Below are 17,321 nucleotides of genomic sequence, written 5' to 3'. Positions count from 1 at the left end.
CATCCTTATGAATTAGAATTTAATATTTCTACTTTTTGGATAAAGTAATTATTATCAATAGTTGTATCTAATAAAACATTGGAAGTTGCATCGGTTATTTCCTTTAAGTTAGATAATCCTAAACCACGATTTTTTCCTTTTGTTGAGTAGTTTTCTTGGAATAAAGTATGCACTCTAGGCATATCAGGTTTACATTTATTCATGATGATAAACATCACTGAATCATCTTCATTTTTGATAAAAGCAATGCGAATTAAAGGGTCATCTTCAATTTTTTCTGATGCTTCTATGGCATTGTCTAATAAAATACCAATAACTCTACTTAAATTGATAATAGGCATATCAATTTTTTCAATTGGTTCTGGAACTTCAATGCTCAATCTTATATTTTTTTCTTGAGCTTGTAATATTTTAGTTGTTAATAAACCTTTAATTTCACGAACTTTTAAATTTTCAATGCCATTAATTTTAAGTGTTTTCATTTGCATATTATCTTGCATTGGTATGATTTCTTCATTAAAATACTTACGTAAACCTTCCATATCGTCTTCTCGGATATAATCAGATAATGTTGAAAGTATATTAACATAGTCATGTCGAAATTTACGCATCTCATTATTAATTTTTTCAATTTGCAACGTATATTTATAATAATTTTCTATTTCTTTGATATTACGTTTATATTGAATTTGTCGTATAATGCTGAAGGAAATAGTAATGATTAAAATAGCAGTAGTAATAATGACCACTGCATACATGATAGAAATAAATTTAGCATCACCAAATGAAACATTTTGGTTTGGTAAATAAAAATATATTAATCCTAAGATGATAAGTAGAAATAAACTGACTAATATTAAATATAATTTATTCAAAGATAAATCTGAAAAAGAGAGTCGTTTTATAAAAAATCTTGCTATGTATGCATAAATTAATGAAAATATAGTGAAAGTAATAGCATAAAATATTGAAAAATTATATTTGACAACTATTATATCTACAATTAAACTGCTTAACCACAAACTTGTGAAATTAGCCATATATAAAATGAAAAAACAAATCATTGTAGTAACAATACCAAGGAATTTGTTTTTATAATACATAAATATTAAGCTCGCAACGAATAAAAATAGTACAGCTTTTGATTCAATTATAAAAAATAGAATAGCAGAAAGGATTATAATTCCAATAATAGAAATATAATCCTTTTTCATAAATTGAACACCACTTATAAGGCGCAAAGTATAAAATAAAATAATTGCTTGTAATAATGATAAAATCAATGAAAATAAAACTGCCATGTTATACACACTTTCTAAGTAACTATTATTTTATTTGTATAAATCTGTTAATTCTTTAGGAATTTCAGGTTCGTCAACAAATCCTGTACAAGGTTTAACACTAGAGATTGTGCCAATAAAAGCAAAGAACTTAGCAAAAACGGTTATAATTGATTCGAAAAAATTCATAATTAATAATCCTCCTTAGGGAAAAATATTGGAACTTGTAAAATTGAAATAATAGTTATACCAAGCAACATTAGTTGTTGATATGGTTCATTTAAAAATACAGAAATAATTAATAAAAATAAAGTTACAATGATAGCTTTGATTTTTTTTCCTTTTCTAAGTCGTTGTGGAATAGGTTGCTTTTTAGTCGCAGATGGTGCATAAATTATAATTAAAATTAATCCCATTAAAGATAAAGTGTACATTATTAAAGACGGTACTTTCATATACCCGACTATCCAAGGAAGTAAAACAAAGAAAAAAAGACTTTCTAAATAACATAATAAAGAACTTCTAGCATGTGCACCATGTGCAAAATGTCTAATTACAAAAAATGATAAGTGTACAGTTAGTGTGTATAAAAACAGGTTACAAAGGATCGAAATGCCATAAATTACAATTGCTTTAAAAAAGTTACTTACTACAACTTGCATGCCTAAACGCATTTTCAAATATTCAATATTATCTAGGCTATTGTGTATTTGAAGTTGTTTAACAAGACTATCAATTTTATTATCAATTAATTTTACCATTGGCTATTCTCTCCTCACCCGTATTATACAATTTTAATTATATTTTAGGCGTCTCATTGCTTAACTGTAAGTTTTATATTCCTAACTGTTTGAATTTCTTATCTTTTTAATTTTAACATATAATTCTTAACAAATAAGTATGAAATATAACGAGTTAGGAATTATTAAACGCAATTCTAGAAATCCATGGTTTAATATACTTGTATCACAAAGAAGTGATAAAATTATTTAGACTTAACCGTTTAAATGAAGATGTTAATTAGGCTTTTGAGCAGGAGTCTAATTGGCTTTACTAAATTGTAACTGTATCTTCGTATAGTTATTGGAGTTACAAGTTTAGTTGTCGGTTTCATTTCTTTGAATACGGACAAGAGGAGGCTGATGTTGTGACAAGAACCTTTTCAGTAATAGCTAGTGGTTTCGTAAAATAGTACTAGATTAGTACACAACTCGCTTAATACGTTAAGCAAATCCCTTAAATTTGTATTTGTAGACCTTTCCCAGTCTCAAATCAAATCTATTTTAACTTTGTCTATAACAGAGACAATTTAAAATTTAAACATGTAAGCTATCGTAAACATCATTCAATTTATCATTTTAATCGGTAAATTCACTAATTTTTTTCATAATTAATAACATCCCCAAAAAATAGATAGAGAAATAACTGTATAAAACATTCCCTTAATAATAAGTTACAAAAAACCGTGAGTCTCTCCCAAGCTCACGGTTTTTTTATGTTTATTTATAAAGGTGTGGTCTCAAATTTTTAAAGACTGGTATTGCTTCACGTTGTTTGGCAACCTCATCTAAATTTAGTGAACAACTTAATCTTCCTTCTTTGTCATTGAGTTGATCTATAATTTCACCATTTGGATTAATAATCATTGAGTTACCAGCATATTCTGTTTTACCATCGTCACCACAGGTGTTACAACCGACGACAAACATATCATTTTCTATCGCACGTGCTTTTAGTAAAGCAATCCAATGGTCTAATCTAACACTTGGCCACTGCGCTACATAAAATGCGATTTCTGCACCTTTACGTGCTGGATAACGTAATATTTCAGGAAAACGTAAGTCATAACAAATAATTTGTGCAATTTTCACTCCGTTAGAAAGTGAAAAAGGCTCAGGCACAGCGTTACCTGGACTCATAAAGAGTGGCTCATCTAGCATCGGGACGAGGTGTACCTTATCGTAACTATTGATTAAATAGCCTTGTTTCGATACTGCAAAGGCAGTGTTATATACATTTTCTTTCATAATATTAGACACAGAACCTGCTACAATATCTACTTGATATTGTATAGCTAATTTTGAAATAAATTCAAAACTTCGTGATAACTGTTGATCAGCTAGTTTGTTTAATTGGGGTAAGGCATATCCGTTATTCCACATTTCTGGCAATACAACAACATCTGTTTCAGTTGTTACATAATTAGAGAACCAATTTTTAATGGTTGTTTCATTAAATGAAACATTTGCTGGTTCAATTTTAAGTTGAAAGATTTCTATATTCATCAATTTCACCCCTTGTATTAGTGTTAGACTAAATATACTAAATATATTTAGAAAATTCAAAATTTGGTTAATAGTATTATAAAGCAAGTATAAAAAAGAGGCGAAGACATGAAAGTCTTTGCCTCATATAATGATAGTTATATAAACGTATATAAATAAATTTATTTTTGTCTATGTTTTTTGATGGTGGATGTAAAATATCTTGTCATGCTGTAGATATTTAATTTTTTACTTTTTTATAAGGAAGCGTTTATCTATATCATTAAATTCTTTTTCGCTAGCTTCTTCACGAATATTACCGAAAGGCATTTGTGCCATAAGTTTCCAAGTTTTAGGAATATCAAAAGCTTCAGAGACTGCTACGTCTACAAGTGGGTTATAATGTTGTAATGAAGCACCGATACCTTCAGTACTTAGTGCTGTCCAAATAGCGAATTGATGCATGGCGTTTGTTTGGCTTGACCAGATTGCAAAGTTTTCTGCATAGTTAGGCATTTGATTTTGTAAACTTTCGATGACTTCTTCATCTTCAAAGTATAAAACTGTACCGTATGAATGTTTAAAATTATCAATTTTATCAGCGGTAGGTTGGAAATCGCGATCAGGTCCCATTGTATTTTTTAGTTCTTCTTTTGTGATTTCCCAGAATTTATCATGATTATCATTTAATAATAAAACAATACGTGTAGATTGTGAGTTAAATGAAGAGGGTACATGTTTAATTGCATGTTCAATTATATTTTCAACTTCTTTATCAGAAATTGAAATTTCTTTATTTAAACTATAAATTGTACGTCTCGTTTCTATTGCTTTTTGAAATGCATCTAAATCTTTTGATTTTTTAGTGAATAATCCCATTATAGTAGCTCCTTTATTAATTCAAAATATATATCTAGTATAATAATTATATCAGATTTTGTAAATAGGCTTTTTACAAAAAATTTCAGATTTATTACTTTTTCCTTTCAATAACCATCTATTTAATGAAAAAAAGTGAGCTTTCTAATATAATTATAATGAATATAAGGTCTATTACTATGGAGGTGAGAAAATGAAAGGGTATAAAATGAATAAAATATTAGTTTCTAGCTTCGCTTTTGCTATAAGTGCTTCTTTATTATCAAAACCGATTCAGGCAGCTGAAGATCAAAAAAATAATATATCAACTGATACAAAAGATGTTTTAGCTGGAAATGATGACATGGGACGTTCAAATTTTGTACCTTCAATTTCCGACCTTTATAGCACAGATGGTAAAGAAAATTTTGATACTAACGTTGAAAACAATAATACAATAAAAAATGAGTTGTCAGCTGATAAATTAAATTCAGGTGAAAAAGAAAAATCAGTAGACGATGACGTATTTAATAATGAAGGTACTGATACACCAGTTCAACCAGATGAACCAAACGATGGAGACACGTCTGATTTAAGTGAAGACGATAATACAGGAGAGCCAACAACACCAGATGAACCAAACGAAGATGAAAGCACACCATCAGAACCAGACAATCCAAGTGATGAAGACACGTCTGATTCAAATGATGGAGATAACTCTGGTACAAATGAAGGGAAAGATGAACCAAGCGATGGTGACACGTCTGATGCAAGTGAAGACGATAATACAGGAGAGCCATCAACACCAGATCAACCAAACGAAGATGAAAGTACGCCATCAGAACCAGACAATCCAAGTGATGGAGAAACATCAGGTTCAAGTGAAGACGATAATACAGAGGAGCCATCAACACCAGATCAACCAAATGAAGATGAGAGTACACCATCAGAACCAGATGAACCAAGTGATGAAGATACGTCTGATTCAAATGATGGAGATAACACTGGTACAAATGAAGGGACAGACGAACCAAGCGATGGAGACACGTCTGATGCAAGTGAAGACGATAATACAGGAGAGCCATCAAAACCAGACAAACCAAACGAAGATGATGAGAGTACACCATCAGAACCAGATGGATCAAGTGATGAAGGCACGTCTGATTCAAACGATGGAGATAACTCTGGTACAAATGAAGGGACAGACGAACCAACGACTCCAGACCGACCAGATGAAGGTGGAGGCACGCCGCCAAAACCAGACAAACCAAACGATGGAGATAATTCTGGTGCAAATGAAGGGACAGATGAACCAACGACTCCAGACCGACCAAATGAAGGTGGAGGCACGCCGCCAAAACCAGACAAACCAAACGATGGAGATAACTCTGGTACAAATGAAGGGACAGACGAACCAACGAACCCAGGCCGACCAAATGGAGGTGGAGGCACGCCGCCAAAACCAGACAAACCAAGTAATGGAGATACATCTGGTTCAAATGGAGGAACAGACGAACCAACGAACCCAGGCCGACCAAATGGAGGTGGAGGCACGTCGCCAAAACCAGACAAACCAAGTAATGGAGATACATCTGGTTCAAATGGAGGAACAGGTGTACCGACGACTCCTGATCGACCTAATGATGGGGGAGGCACGTCATCAAAACCAGATAATCCAAGTGAAGGAAGTACATCTGGTTCCAATGGAGGAACAGGCGTACCGACAAATCCAGACCGACCGAATTTGACACCTCCACAAACACATTACCCAAATAAACCAAGTAATGGAAACCATAGAAGTGGTAATGGCGATGCGTATCAGCCAACACAACCAGTCAAACCTTCAAATCCTACACGACCAAACTTAAAAAGACCAAGTGAAAATACGCAACCAAACAAAAATCAAAATGAAATAAATTATGGAGACTTGTCAGTTAAACAAGATACAAGTCAAACGTCGAGCAGTACAAATAGTGATCGTCAAATTTTAAATAGATTTAATCAAATGTCTACCGGTTCGTTTAAATATAATCCTTTTGTCGTAAACCAAGTAAAACAATTAAATAATGGTGAACAAAAAATCTCTAACAGAGATATTTTATCCATTCTTAGACCACAACGATTTGATGATAATGCTTTTTTAAATGAGTTACAGAAAGGAACGAATTATTTTAAATTTCAGTATTTTAATCCTTTGAAATCACAAGATTATTATCAAAATTTGGATAATCAAGTATTAGCTTTGATTACTGGTGAAATTGGATCAATGCCAGATTTAAAAAATCCAAAAACGGAAAGTGCTTCAAGTAAATATGAGTATCACTCTAGCAGCGATGAAGAAATGACTGAAACTGCAGACAAAAATTCAAAAAATACTATCGATATAAAATTTGAACGTACTTTATTCGCTTTAATAACAGCTATTTTTATGATATTTATTGGTGTCGTAGTTGGTTACTTTGTTCATCGTAAAAATAAAAATAATGAATAATTGAAATATAAAAAGGACTAATCCATTCAATAGTATGGATTAGTCCTTTATTTTGAGCATAGAAGTTATTTCCAAATTTGTTAAATAATAAGACTGAAAATAAAAGAAGTAGTTTCTTGTAATTCTTTTATTTTTTCTGGGCCAATTAAAACTTGAATTATTACCACAAAACCATTTTGCATCATATGTACAGCAATAGGTACCCATATGCGTTTTGTAAAAGCGTATAACCCTGAAAAAATCATTCCCATACCAAAGTAAATGATGAAGAAGGCTGGATCACCATGTGCAGCACTAAATATAATAGAACTTACTACTGAAGCTACTATGAATTTTAGGGTTTTATTACCTTTCATAAGTTGATATAACTCACCAAAAATAACTTTTCTAAATACATATTCCTCGAGGATTGGACCTACGACTGAAATTAAAATAATGAAGACGGGAATATCCTGAGCTACTTTCATTAACCTTTCAGTATTTGGACTTGATTGTGGACCACCTAATACGAACATATTAATTAAATTAGCAATAATTTGATAGACCATAACACAAACATATCCAACGAGCGCCCATAATATTGCGTAGCGTTTCTTTTCTTTTGTTCGTTGTTCTAATTGTGTTGGATTAGCAATGAAATTATTGATTATAATGATAATGATTGATGCGATTATAAATAAAATAACTTGTGTATAAATATTGGTAAACATTAACGATTTACCACTTAAATTGTTGAAAAAACCTGCCATATGTAAAAATATAACACCATATTGCGCTAGACCATAAATAATTAATGTCAATATGGATACCCACAAACGAGACATAATGAACCTCCAAAAAATAGTTTATATCTTATTTTATCGTAAATTATCGTCACACACAAAATATACAACGATGGTTTTAACTTGAAATGTTGACCAACTTTGATTATTATAGAAATTAGATTAGCACTCAAGGTAATGAAGTGCTAAAGATTTCTAATTCTAAGGAGGAACAATCAATGTTAAAACCATTAGGTAACCGAGTAATTATTCAAAAAATAGAACAAGAGCAAACAACAAAAAGTGGTATTGTATTAACAGATAGCGCTAAAGAGAAGTCAAATGAAGGTACGATAATTGCAGTAGGTGCAGGACGTATTTTAAAAGATGGTTCTCGAGTTGCTCCTGAAGTGAACGAAGGCGATAACGTTGTTTTTCAACAATATGCTGGCACAGAAGTTAAACGTGGAGACGAAACATATTTAATCCTTAACGAAGATGATATTTTAGCAATTATTGAATAATAAATTATAAAACGATAAATCATACTAACAACATGGAGGTTAAGAAATATGGCTAAAGATTTAAAATTCTCTGAAGATGCACGTCAATCTATGCTAAGAGGTGTAGATAAATTAGCAAATGCTGTTAAAGTTACAATTGGTCCTAAAGGGCGTAATGTTGTATTAGATAAAGAGTACACTTCACCATTAATTACTAATGATGGTGTAACGATTGCAAAAGAAATTGAATTAGAAGATCCTTATGAAAATATGGGTGCTAAATTAGTACAAGAAGTAGCAAATAAAACAAATGAAATCGCTGGTGATGGTACAACAACAGCTACTGTATTAGCACAAGCAATGATTCAAGAAGGTTTAAAAAATGTTACAAGTGGTGCTAATCCAGTTGGATTACGTCAAGGTATCGACAAAGCTGTAGAAGTAGCGATTGAAGCTTTACATGAAATTTCACAAAATGTAGATAATAAAAATGAAATCGCTCAAGTTGGTTCTATTTCAGCAGCTGATGAAGAAATTGGTAAATATATTTCTGAAGCAATGGAAAAAGTTGGAAATGACGGTGTTATTACAATTGAAGAGTCAAGTGGCTTTAATACTGAATTAGAAGTTGTAGAGGGTATGCAATTCGACAGAGGTTATCAATCTCCATATATGGTCACAGATTCAGATAAGATGGTTGCAGAGTTAGAAAGACCGTATATTTTAATTACAGATAAAAAGATTTCATCTTTCCAAGATATTTTACCGTTATTAGAACAAGTGGTTCAAGCTAATCGTCCAATTTTAATTGTAGCTGATGACGTTGAAGGTGACGCATTAACAAATATAGTCTTAAACCGTATGCGTGGTACATTCACAGCAGTAGCAGTAAAAGCGCCTGGATTTGGTGATCGTCGTAAAGCTATGTTAGAAGATTTAGCAATTTTAACAGGTGCACAAGTGATTACTGACGATTTAGGCCTAGAACTTAAAGATGCATCAATTGATATGCTTGGTACTGCTAACAAAGCTGAAATTACTAAAGACAATACTACAGTTGTCGATGGTGATGGTGATCAAAACAATATCGATGCAAGAGTAAGTCAAATCAAATCACAAATTGAAGAAACTGATTCTGATTTTGATAGAGAAAAATTACAAGAACGTTTAGCAAAATTAGCAGGCGGTGTTGCAGTAATTAAAGTTGGTGCTGCAAGTGAAACAGAATTAAAAGAACGTAAATTACGTATTGAAGATGCTTTAAATTCTACAAGAGCTGCTGTTGAAGAAGGCATCGTAGCAGGCGGTGGCACAGCATTTATGAACATTTTTGATAAAGTATCGAAAATTGAAGCTGAAGACGATGTAGCTACTGGGGTTAATATTGTCTTAAAAGCTTTAGAAGCTCCTGTACGTCAAATAGCAGAGAATGCTGGTTTAGAAGGCTCAATTATAGTTGAAAGACTTAAAAATTCAGAAGTTGGCGTTGGCTTTAATGCGGCTACTAATGAATGGGTAAATATGCTTGAAGCTGGTATCGTAGACCCAACTAAAGTAACACGCTCTTCGCTTCAACACGCAGCAAGTGTTGCAGCAATGTTCTTAACAACTGAAGCAGTCGTAGCCAATATTCCTGAAGAAAATAACAATGACCCACAACCAGGTATGGGCGGTATGCCAGGTATGATGTAAAAAGACCATATAACGTTGATATGGTGGTATATCGTTCGCTCAATGGTCATAATTTAGTCATAGAAATTTTAAAATAATTCTTTACTGACGTTTTCCATGAGATTACTAAATCTTTGGGAAGCGTCTTTTTTGTATGATTTTGTAATGCCTGCGTAAATATTCATAGTCGTCTGAATATCCTTGTGACGTAAACGTTCTTGAATTTCTTTAATATGCACACCAGCTTCTATTAAAAGGCTGCAGTGAGTATATCTGAACGAGTGCGTCGTGATGTTCTTATCAATATCAGTCATGGACATAATCGACTGTATCCATTGTGAGAGTTTTTTTATAACAAGTGGGTAACCGTTATTATCTGTGAAGATGAAATCATTATCCACGTATAACTCATTTTTCCATTTATCTTGCACATTTACTTTATAATCCTGAAGTAACTTAATAACGTTAGGATCTATTGAAATTTTACCGATAGATGATTCTGTTTTGGGTGTGAGTATTTGATAATTTTTCTTGTTATTATTCGGATTGTAATAAGTCTTTGTGATACTCACTGTGCATTCTTCAAAGTTGATATCAGACCATTTAAGCGCTAATACTTCACCAGCACGCATACCAGAATATGAAAGGAAGGTAAATAATTCAAAGCTATTCAGTGGCTTGTGGTGGTGCTTAGCAACGCATAGAAACTCAAATAATTCATCTTTTTCAAGAAACTTTTGTTGTATGTTATTCTGTTCCAAATCCTCAACAGTAGGCTTAAATTTGGCTCTTTTTATTCCCTCAATAGGTGACTTAGCAATTATCTTCATATCTAACGCATACTTAAATATAAGGTTGGTCGAGCTTATAATACTATCTACATAATTTTTACTGAATCTAGTGCTTATATCGTCCACAAATGCTTGATAATCACGCTTAGTTATTGTTTGTATACTTCTATTACCAAATAGCTCTTTAGCATGGTATATAGCCTTCTCACGTGCTCTCACACTACTTACTTTTGCATCTCTACTATAATGATTTATCCATTCATCAGCTACAAAGTTAAATGTATGAGTGGAAGGTGCGATATACTCACCATTTCTTATTTGTCTTTCAACCATTTCAGCGTGATTCTTAGCATCAGATTTACGAGCAAAACCCGATTTAGATATATATTCATATTTACCAGTGTTAGGATTTTTACCTAGTGATATACGATAACGCCAGTTGTTGCCACGTTTTTCAAAGTTTGCCATTTAATCACCTTTATTTAATATGAAATTTTTTCAGTGTTTCAAATTTACTATCTTCAAATAATTTCAAAGCGATATAATCATTCTTCTTCAGTGAAACTTGATCTCTTTCTATGGTTTCTATTTTTGCATCCATATCCAAGATATCTTTTAATTGATTTTTTACACCAGTTATCAGTTTATTTATAAATTCAGTTCTAAAAGAAATACTTAAATTGTCTACAAAACCAAAAAATTCACTATCGGTATAATGTTCAGATGATTCCAGTTGCACAGATAAGTACCAGTCAAAATCGCCAGTTTTTACAGGTATATCGTAAGAATTTCCAGAATACACGTTTATATCTATATAAAAGTCTTTTTCATAATTTTGGTTTTTAATAGTAACTTCAAAAGACTTTAAAACATCTTTGTTTTTTTCACTATTTATCATTTTATAATTAATTAAATAAGGTGAATATTCAAAGAATTCGCAAGGTGTTACACCCAGAAAATTACATAATTTATCAACTGTATCGAATTGTACACCTTTCCCGGTGTTTTCAGATACGGCCATTAATGTAGTTTTAGAAATACCTGTTTCTTCATATATATCAGAAATTTTTAATCCTCTTTCAGCCATAAGTACTGATAATCTACTTTGTATCATTATGTAACCTCCACTTATTATTATATTCGTATCATACTATAACTCACTAAAAATTAACAGTACAAACTAATATATTAGTGATGTTTGACATTTGGTATTTAGTAGTTTAGTATACTATTTATAACAGATATCAAAAAAATATAACAAACATCTGTTATAAAGGAGTGAGGAAAATGAATAATCAATTTAGGGTTATATTAGCTAGAAAAAAACTTAATATCTCAGAAGTATTTGAAAATACTGGTATAGCTAAAACAACTTTATATGGTTTGTATTACGAGAGGACAAAGAATCCTGATACATCTACTATTATGAAAATTTGTAATTATCTTGAAATTACCCCTAATGACTTTTTTGGAATTGATAACGTAATTAAGGAGGCATAATAAATGTTCAGTATCGATATTAATGAAGATGAAGCTCGTGAGATGATGCAACATGCTATTGATAAGCACATCGAAGAATTGGCAAAAGAGAAATACTTTATGACTTACAAAGAATTATCAGAATACCTTAATTTGTCTAAGCCTACTATAGAAGATTTACTAATTAAAAATGGAATGCGCTATTACAGAGTAGGTAGTACTTATAGATTCAAGAAATCAGATGTTGATGAATTTATGAATCAAATAACTTCGCAAATGGATATTACTAATAATGATTTGAAAAGTTTGAAGAAGGTGTTTTTATGAAATACCTAATATACATTTCAATGCTATCAATACTAACTGTATTAATTGGTATAGCAGCAGATATTTTTGTGGCCTTTTCACTATTTATTGTCGCAACAGCATACGGACTTAAATTAGAAAATTTGGAGGAATTATAAATGAAAAAATTAACTAAACAGGATTATAAAAATATAAAAAATGCAGTGAGTGAAGATCGTATTTTTAAAGGTAAGAAACACGCTAAAAAAATGACAGAACTATTAAACAAACGCCGTGATAAAGATGCGTCAATTATAAGTAGGGCATACCCTAATTTGAATAAGGATGAAATTTCAGAAATCCTTGATGATTATAGAAATTATAGTGAGCTTGTGCAGGCGATAGAAATTTTTACAGACTTTCCTATAAATTATGAGGATTCTAACGTACGTCATTTTATTACCAAAGACGATATTGAAGAATTAAAAATAGCTATCGAAGAAATGGAAAATTTTGTGAGATTTTTGGAGGTTGAATAAGATGACAAACCATGAAAACAGCCCACAAATAGAAATAGTTAGAGAATTTAAAAGTAAATATGGTAGAGAAATTGCACTCATGCTCATAAATGAACGTATTAATAATAGAAAATTGAGTAAAGATGATAGAGAAGTACATGAAATGCAACTTATTCAAGAATATATGAAATCTCAAGACGTTAATGACAAATATATTGGCGAATTAGACATTCTTGATATGATCCAAGATTTTGAAACGATGATTCAAATGTCAGTATATTCAACAAACATATTAAAGAAAATGCGAGTTAAGAATTATGATATGGCTAATGAAATCAGTTACTTCTCTCGAGAAGACGACTTAAACAACCTCTATCTTGCTAAGCTAGAAATTGAAAAGCTAATCAAAGCGATTGAGAAAAACAGACCAAATTACATTAATTTTTATAAATAAGGAGTTTTACGATGAATTGGAATCAGAAAGATTTAATATGCGAATTTGAATTATTGAAAGAAAAAATTGATGACGTGATAACGACCCATGTGTGGCATGGTGATGAAATGTTTACTAAAAGAGATTTAACAACTAAAGAGGAAATGATGACTTACGCAATTGGTTATAACGAATCTCGTATACAACATGAACATACAACCGAGTTAATGCAAATTTACTTACAACGATTCGATGATCTAATTAAAGAATTTAAAGCGTTAGACATAGAAAAAGCGTCATCAGAAGAATGTTTGGCGACAGAATCTGATAACGCATAAGAATAAAAATACAAGAGGCAATACAATAAGATTGCCTCTTATATAGAAAGGAGTTCGTGACATGAACTTTTTCAAAAAAATAGAATTGGATAATGATTTTGCTATCTCTATTATACAATACGATAATCTTTACGCCAACTCTTTTAGACAATTTAATACGTGGAAATGGTCTGATTGGCTGAATAAATTACAAATACCAATGAATAATTCAGACAAATATAAACGTGGTTTAGTGCTTTATGGTGATGTTGAAGATGAAGTGAAAGACGATGAAACAATTCCTAAGTACCGTAAAGACGACAATATTATTAATCGTTCAGTAATTGCACTTGATTATGATGAAATACGTGAGCAGGACTTCAATTCGTTACACAAAGCGATTTCTAAGCAATTAGAAGGCCACTCATGGGCATTTCACACCACACACTCACATACCACCGAAAAACCCAGAATACGCTTGATGGTGCCTTTAAATGGGCCTGTGAGTGCAGATGACTATCGCAAATATAGTAGAGAATTAGCAAATCATATCGGTCATAAAGTAGACAAAGCAAGTTTCGTACCATCGCAAGCTATGGCGCTACCAGTAAAAAATGATAAAGATGCAGTATACATTTTTAGATACAATGATGCGCCTGCGATAACGATTGAAGAATTAGTTAAAATGTCGAGAAATCTCGATAACTCTCAAAAAGACAATCCGATCACCACCAATTACTCAAACCAGTATAAAAAACGTGATTCATCTTATTGGCGTAATATTGCATTTGGCGTGGGTGAAGGTGAACGTAATCAAGTGTTGGCATCTTTAATTGGTTATTTATTACGCAGATATGTAGACGCAAACCTTATATATGGATTAGTAAGTGCATGGGCGCAGATGTGCCAACCTCCTTTAGAGCAGGGGGAAGTCAATAAAACTTTTAAATCCATTTTGAAAAAAGATAGTAAAAGTAACTAGAGAGGAGGCTTCTATTTGGAAGTATCAAATAATGAAGTATTAGAAATTATTGATGAAAAAAAATATTTAACAAATAGTGACCATTGGAAAAGTAAATTAAGAATTTCTCCCACTACAGGCGCATATAAAAAATCTACTACAAACGGTGAATTGATTTTGCAAAACGATGAGTATCTAAAAGATATGCTTCAATATGATACTTTTGAAAAAGTAACAAAATTAAAACGGTTACCTCAATGGAGATCAAATGACGATACCAATTACTATTGGGGGGATTTAGACACAATACATGTTAAATCATACATTGATAAATGTTACAACATCCAATTTAGTACCGACATCCTAGATGAGGTTATAGAAAAAGAAGCTTACCAACACAAATTTCATCCAATTAAATCATTTATAGAATCTAAGCAGTGGGATGGAATCAAAAGAGTTGAAACTTTATTTATAGATTATTTAGGTGCTGATGACACTCACTATAATAGAGAAGTTGCTAAAAAGTGGGTGATGGGGGCAGTAGCTCGAGTTTATAAGCCTGGAATTAAATTCGATACTATGACGGTTTTATATGGGGGCCAGGGGATTGGTAAGTCTACTGTTGCTAAAAAAATGGGTAATAGTTGGTATAATCAATCGCTTAAAAGTTTCAAAGGTGATGAAGCGCTAAAAAAAGTACAGGGCTCTTGGATTGTAGAAATTGAAGAATTATCAGCATTTCAAAGTTCTACAATAGAAGAAATAAAAAGTTTTGTTACTGCTATTATAGATGTTTATCGCCCATCTTATGGAAAAAGAGTTGAGCGTCATCCTAGGCAATGTGTATTTATAGGTACAACTAACAATTATGAATTTTTAAAAGATAAAACAGGGAACCGAAGATTTTGGCCAGTAACTACAAATGAAACCAAAGTAACTAAAAGTCCGTTCGATGAATTGACAGAGAATATAGTTCAACAAATATACGCTGAAGCAAAAGCTTATTTCGACGAGAATCCAACAGAAGAGATATTACTTCTTGATAAAGAGGCAGATAAAGTTGCTTTACAAATGCAAAATGAACATGCTGAAAAAGATGCGCTTGTTGGAGAAGTAGAAGATTTTCTAGAACGTCCCCTACCATCTGATTATTGGTCTAGGGATTTAATGGATAAAAGAATATGTACGCATGATGTAATTGATGTTGATCTAATTAAATTATATGGCGATGGAAAGTTAATTGAATTACCAAATAGCAAACCTGGCGCTTATGAATGGCGTGATAAAGTATGTGCTCTAGAAATTTGGCGTGTCATGATGCAAAGAGACGATCAACCACAGCCACATAACTTAAGAAAAATTGATGAGGCTCTAAGAAATTCACGTTATTGTGGGCAATCAAAAAAACGTAGAAGATTTGGTGAAAGTATAGGGTTACAATGGGGCTTTGAAGTGGATATGACATCATATATTAAAGATTTAAAGGCTTAAAAAGTAAACATTAATAGTAATTTGGAACGTTGGAACACCAATGGCACACTATTGGAACACCTTTAAACCATTGGGAGAGTAATTGCCATGCTATTAGTGTTCCGGTGTTCCAATAATTATAATCTAAACTTTTAAAAAAGTATTTAAATTTTCTATAAGTATGAAGCAAAAACAGTGGAACATTGGAACACTTAATGTTAAAAGCATGGGAGAGTAGGTTTATCAGCGTTCCATAAAGTGTGACATGGTAAGTAAAATAGAACACCAAACACTAGGAGGTCAAAAAATGACAAAAGATAATATTAAACAAAAATTATTGGAATATATAGATGGCCATGAAGAAACATCATTTGTAGAAATTGAAAGGGTCTTTGAAGAACATGGTTTCAATTATGAAGGTGATCTAACTTTAACTGGTACAAATAATGAAACACTTATATTATGGATCAATTGGAATAAAGAAGCTATTGAGGTTGTTACGGAATTAATGGCTGAAGAAAAAATATATATGGATGCATGTCAGCCTTTATATTATCTAATTGATGGTAAAAGCATAAATTTACCAATTCCTAAAAGAGCTGGCACTAAAAAACCACATTGGCTACCAGTAGCTTTTTCCACTTTATAAAATATGTAAAAAAATGCTATAAAAAACATCGCAAAAAGCGCTTTTAAGCCAGTCGTACCATGTTTTAAGGCATTTTTATGGTATAATATAAGTATATTCAAAATACACAAAATGAGTATAAATTCATATAAGAGGTGATGAGCTGAATCACCAAAATATTGCTTATAAAATTATGATGACACTTCCTGCAAATGTAAACAATGTATCGGATAAATATATTAGTTCATTGGTAAGAAAGCATACTAGAAATAAGAAAGACTTTAGTGCAATAAAGCGAATAATAAATCAAAAACGAAAGAAGGCATTTAATTATGGTAAAAACAGTACAAGATAATACAATCAATATCTTTGATAATCAAATCTATAATAAGGGTGTTAAGGCAAAAGAGGTTAAACAGAAGTACCATCAGCTAACAAATCGTATTAAACAGATTAATAGTAAAATTACACATTATCAAAATAATGATGAATTTGCAGAAGCAACAAAATTAAAAAGTCTACAATCAGATTTAGAACAAGAATTAATCGAAGTCGACGAACAACTTAACTCATCAGATTATAAAGTAACTGAAGAAGAATTTGACCAGTTC

At 31.7% G+C, this 17,321-nt stretch carries 20 protein-coding genes and 1 pseudogene; 13 read left to right on the top strand and 8 right to left on the bottom strand.

Annotated features, from left to right (window positions below; all coding sequences use genetic code 11):
• Positions 1 to 5: 5 nt before the first annotated feature.
• The 5 genes from agrC to FYJ81_RS12135 form a co-directional block, all read right to left on the bottom strand.
• Positions 6 to 1,301 (bottom strand): quorum-sensing sensor histidine kinase AgrC, encoded by a 1,296-nt coding sequence (agrC, locus tag FYJ81_RS12155; protein WP_107524341.1) that lies wholly within the window; start codon positions 1,299 to 1,301, stop codon positions 6 to 8.
• A gap of 30 nt (positions 1,302 to 1,331) precedes the next feature.
• Positions 1,332 to 1,469 carry a cyclic lactone autoinducer peptide AgrD gene (gene agrD, locus FYJ81_RS12150; RefSeq protein WP_064264468.1) on the bottom strand — a complete coding sequence of 46 codons (138 nt, stop codon included), beginning with the start codon at positions 1,467 to 1,469 and terminating at the stop codon, positions 1,332 to 1,334.
• 2 nt (positions 1,470 to 1,471) lie between these two features.
• Positions 1,472 to 2,041 (bottom strand): accessory gene regulator AgrB, encoded by a 570-nt coding sequence (locus FYJ81_RS12145; protein ID WP_107386671.1) that lies wholly within the window; start codon positions 2,039 to 2,041, stop codon positions 1,472 to 1,474.
• Between the two features lie 738 nt (positions 2,042 to 2,779).
• Entirely contained in the window at positions 2,780 to 3,565 is a 786-nt protein-coding gene (locus FYJ81_RS12140) for a carbon-nitrogen family hydrolase (RefSeq protein ID WP_064264466.1), read from the bottom strand.
• Positions 3,566 to 3,793: 228 nt separating this feature from the next.
• A complete protein-coding gene (locus FYJ81_RS12135; protein ID WP_107505336.1) occupies positions 3,794 to 4,423 on the bottom strand; it encodes a nitroreductase family protein in 630 nt (209 codons plus the stop codon).
• A 193-nt stretch (positions 4,424 to 4,616) separates the two neighbouring features.
• On the opposite strand from FYJ81_RS12135, the gene FYJ81_RS12130 reads away from it, so the two are divergent.
• Entirely contained in the window at positions 4,617 to 6,893 is a 2,277-nt protein-coding gene (locus FYJ81_RS12130) for an SdrH family protein (protein ID WP_154409697.1), read from the top strand.
• A gap of 80 nt (positions 6,894 to 6,973) precedes the next feature.
• On the opposite strand, the gene mroQ is transcribed toward FYJ81_RS12130, so the two are convergent.
• A complete protein-coding gene (gene mroQ / locus FYJ81_RS12125; RefSeq protein ID WP_064264595.1) occupies positions 6,974 to 7,717 on the bottom strand; it encodes an intramembrane glutamic endopeptidase MroQ in 744 nt (247 codons plus the stop codon).
• A gap of 176 nt (positions 7,718 to 7,893) precedes the next feature.
• Here mroQ and groES point away from each other — a divergent pair, with 176 nt between their 5' ends.
• Together groES and groL are read left to right on the top strand one after the other, a co-directional pair.
• Complete coding sequence (gene groES, locus FYJ81_RS12120; protein WP_019469562.1) at positions 7,894 to 8,178, top strand: co-chaperone GroES; 285 nt, start codon at positions 7,894 to 7,896, stop codon at positions 8,176 to 8,178.
• A gap of 48 nt (positions 8,179 to 8,226) precedes the next feature.
• On the top strand, positions 8,227 to 9,849 hold the full coding sequence (groL, locus tag FYJ81_RS12115) for a chaperonin GroEL (protein ID WP_064264596.1): 1,623 nt from the start codon (positions 8,227 to 8,229) through the stop codon (positions 9,847 to 9,849).
• 68 nt (positions 9,850 to 9,917) lie between these two features.
• Here groL and FYJ81_RS12110 read toward each other — a convergent pair whose 3' ends face one another.
• Entirely contained in the window at positions 9,918 to 11,087 is a 1,170-nt protein-coding gene (locus tag FYJ81_RS12110) for a site-specific integrase (protein WP_154409696.1), read from the bottom strand.
• Between the two features lie 10 nt (positions 11,088 to 11,097).
• Positions 11,098 to 11,733, bottom strand: a complete 636-nt coding sequence (locus FYJ81_RS12105) for a helix-turn-helix domain-containing protein (RefSeq protein ID WP_154409695.1) — start codon at positions 11,731 to 11,733, stop codon at positions 11,098 to 11,100.
• A gap of 173 nt (positions 11,734 to 11,906) precedes the next feature.
• Between FYJ81_RS12105 and FYJ81_RS12100 the strand changes: the two genes are divergently transcribed.
• The 10 genes and pseudogenes from FYJ81_RS12100 to FYJ81_RS12055 all read left to right on the top strand — a co-directional run.
• Complete coding sequence (locus FYJ81_RS12100; protein WP_154409694.1) at positions 11,907 to 12,119, top strand: helix-turn-helix domain-containing protein; 213 nt, start codon at positions 11,907 to 11,909, stop codon at positions 12,117 to 12,119.
• A gap of 3 nt (positions 12,120 to 12,122) precedes the next feature.
• Positions 12,123 to 12,425 carry a helix-turn-helix domain-containing protein gene (locus tag FYJ81_RS12095; protein ID WP_154409693.1) on the top strand — a complete coding sequence of 101 codons (303 nt, stop codon included), beginning with the start codon at positions 12,123 to 12,125 and terminating at the stop codon, positions 12,423 to 12,425.
• Positions 12,422 to 12,562 carry a hypothetical protein gene (locus tag FYJ81_RS13055; RefSeq protein WP_192958343.1) on the top strand — a complete coding sequence of 47 codons (141 nt, stop codon included), beginning with the start codon at positions 12,422 to 12,424 and terminating at the stop codon, positions 12,560 to 12,562. The genes FYJ81_RS12095 and FYJ81_RS13055 overlap by 4 nt, the downstream gene beginning before the upstream one ends.
• Complete coding sequence (locus tag FYJ81_RS12090) at positions 12,563 to 12,922, top strand: pathogenicity island protein (RefSeq protein ID WP_154409692.1); 360 nt, start codon at positions 12,563 to 12,565, stop codon at positions 12,920 to 12,922.
• 1 nt (position 12,923) lies between these two features.
• Positions 12,924 to 13,355, top strand: a complete 432-nt coding sequence (locus FYJ81_RS12085; protein ID WP_154409691.1) for a hypothetical protein — start codon at positions 12,924 to 12,926, stop codon at positions 13,353 to 13,355.
• An 11-nt stretch (positions 13,356 to 13,366) separates the two neighbouring features.
• The gene (gene tscT / locus FYJ81_RS12080) at positions 13,367 to 13,672 is read left to right on the top strand and encodes a type II toxin-antitoxin system toxin TscT (protein ID WP_154409690.1); all 306 of its coding nucleotides are present in this window, start codon (positions 13,367 to 13,369) and stop codon (positions 13,670 to 13,672) included.
• 61 nt (positions 13,673 to 13,733) lie between these two features.
• Positions 13,734 to 14,633 (top strand): primase alpha helix C-terminal domain-containing protein, encoded by a 900-nt coding sequence (locus FYJ81_RS12075; RefSeq protein ID WP_154409689.1) that lies wholly within the window; start codon positions 13,734 to 13,736, stop codon positions 14,631 to 14,633.
• Positions 14,634 to 14,648: 15 nt separating this feature from the next.
• Positions 14,649 to 16,103, top strand: coding sequence for a virulence-associated E family protein (locus FYJ81_RS12070; RefSeq protein ID WP_154409688.1), 1,455 nt, complete (start codon positions 14,649 to 14,651; stop codon positions 16,101 to 16,103).
• Between the two features lie 286 nt (positions 16,104 to 16,389).
• Positions 16,390 to 16,731, top strand: a complete 342-nt coding sequence (locus FYJ81_RS12065) for a pathogenicity island protein (RefSeq protein WP_069795035.1) — start codon at positions 16,390 to 16,392, stop codon at positions 16,729 to 16,731.
• Between the two features lie 311 nt (positions 16,732 to 17,042).
• Positions 17,043 to 17,321: pseudogene (locus FYJ81_RS12055) on the top strand (hypothetical protein); the annotation flags it as partial.

This window comes from Staphylococcus sp. McC-251-APC-3A2, from assembly GCF_009695665.1.
Taxonomy (GTDB): Bacteria; Bacillota; Bacilli; order Staphylococcales; family Staphylococcaceae; genus Staphylococcus; species Staphylococcus cohnii.
Note: the sequence above shows the minus strand (reverse complement) of the source record. Positions and strands in the feature narration are given on the sequence as shown.

What these genes read in the sequence shown, in the direction of transcription:
- FYJ81_RS12145 (WP_107386671.1), bottom strand. Translation starts at nt 2,041, where the DNA reads ATGGTAAAATTAATTGATAATAAAATTGATAGTCTTGTTAAACAACTT.
- agrD (WP_064264468.1), bottom strand. Translation starts at nt 1,469, where the DNA reads ATGAATTTTTTCGAATCAATTATAACCGTTTTTGCTAAGTTCTTTGCT.
- FYJ81_RS12065 (WP_069795035.1), top strand. Translation starts at nt 16,390, where the DNA reads ATGACAAAAGATAATATTAAACAAAAATTATTGGAATATATAGATGGC.
- tscT (WP_154409690.1), top strand. Translation starts at nt 13,367, where the DNA reads ATGAATTGGAATCAGAAAGATTTAATATGCGAATTTGAATTATTGAAA.
- FYJ81_RS12110 (WP_154409696.1), bottom strand. Translation starts at nt 11,087, where the DNA reads ATGGCAAACTTTGAAAAACGTGGCAACAACTGGCGTTATCGTATATCA.
- mroQ (WP_064264595.1), bottom strand. Translation starts at nt 7,717, where the DNA reads ATGTCTCGTTTGTGGGTATCCATATTGACATTAATTATTTATGGTCTA.
- FYJ81_RS12135 (WP_107505336.1), bottom strand. Translation starts at nt 4,423, where the DNA reads ATGGGATTATTCACTAAAAAATCAAAAGATTTAGATGCATTTCAAAAA.
- FYJ81_RS12075 (WP_154409689.1), top strand. Translation starts at nt 13,734, where the DNA reads ATGAACTTTTTCAAAAAAATAGAATTGGATAATGATTTTGCTATCTCT.
- groL (WP_064264596.1), top strand. Translation starts at nt 8,227, where the DNA reads ATGGCTAAAGATTTAAAATTCTCTGAAGATGCACGTCAATCTATGCTA.
- FYJ81_RS12085 (WP_154409691.1), top strand. Translation starts at nt 12,924, where the DNA reads ATGACAAACCATGAAAACAGCCCACAAATAGAAATAGTTAGAGAATTT.
- FYJ81_RS12105 (WP_154409695.1), bottom strand. Translation starts at nt 11,733, where the DNA reads ATGATACAAAGTAGATTATCAGTACTTATGGCTGAAAGAGGATTAAAA.
- FYJ81_RS12100 (WP_154409694.1), top strand. Translation starts at nt 11,907, where the DNA reads ATGAATAATCAATTTAGGGTTATATTAGCTAGAAAAAAACTTAATATC.
- FYJ81_RS13055 (WP_192958343.1), top strand. Translation starts at nt 12,422, where the DNA reads ATGAAATACCTAATATACATTTCAATGCTATCAATACTAACTGTATTA.
- FYJ81_RS12130 (WP_154409697.1), top strand. Translation starts at nt 4,617, where the DNA reads ATGAAAGGGTATAAAATGAATAAAATATTAGTTTCTAGCTTCGCTTTT.
- agrC (WP_107524341.1), bottom strand. Translation starts at nt 1,301, where the DNA reads ATGGCAGTTTTATTTTCATTGATTTTATCATTATTACAAGCAATTATT.
- FYJ81_RS12090 (WP_154409692.1), top strand. Translation starts at nt 12,563, where the DNA reads ATGAAAAAATTAACTAAACAGGATTATAAAAATATAAAAAATGCAGTG.
- FYJ81_RS12095 (WP_154409693.1), top strand. Translation starts at nt 12,123, where the DNA reads ATGTTCAGTATCGATATTAATGAAGATGAAGCTCGTGAGATGATGCAA.
- FYJ81_RS12140 (WP_064264466.1), bottom strand. Translation starts at nt 3,565, where the DNA reads ATGAATATAGAAATCTTTCAACTTAAAATTGAACCAGCAAATGTTTCA.
- groES (WP_019469562.1), top strand. Translation starts at nt 7,894, where the DNA reads ATGTTAAAACCATTAGGTAACCGAGTAATTATTCAAAAAATAGAACAA.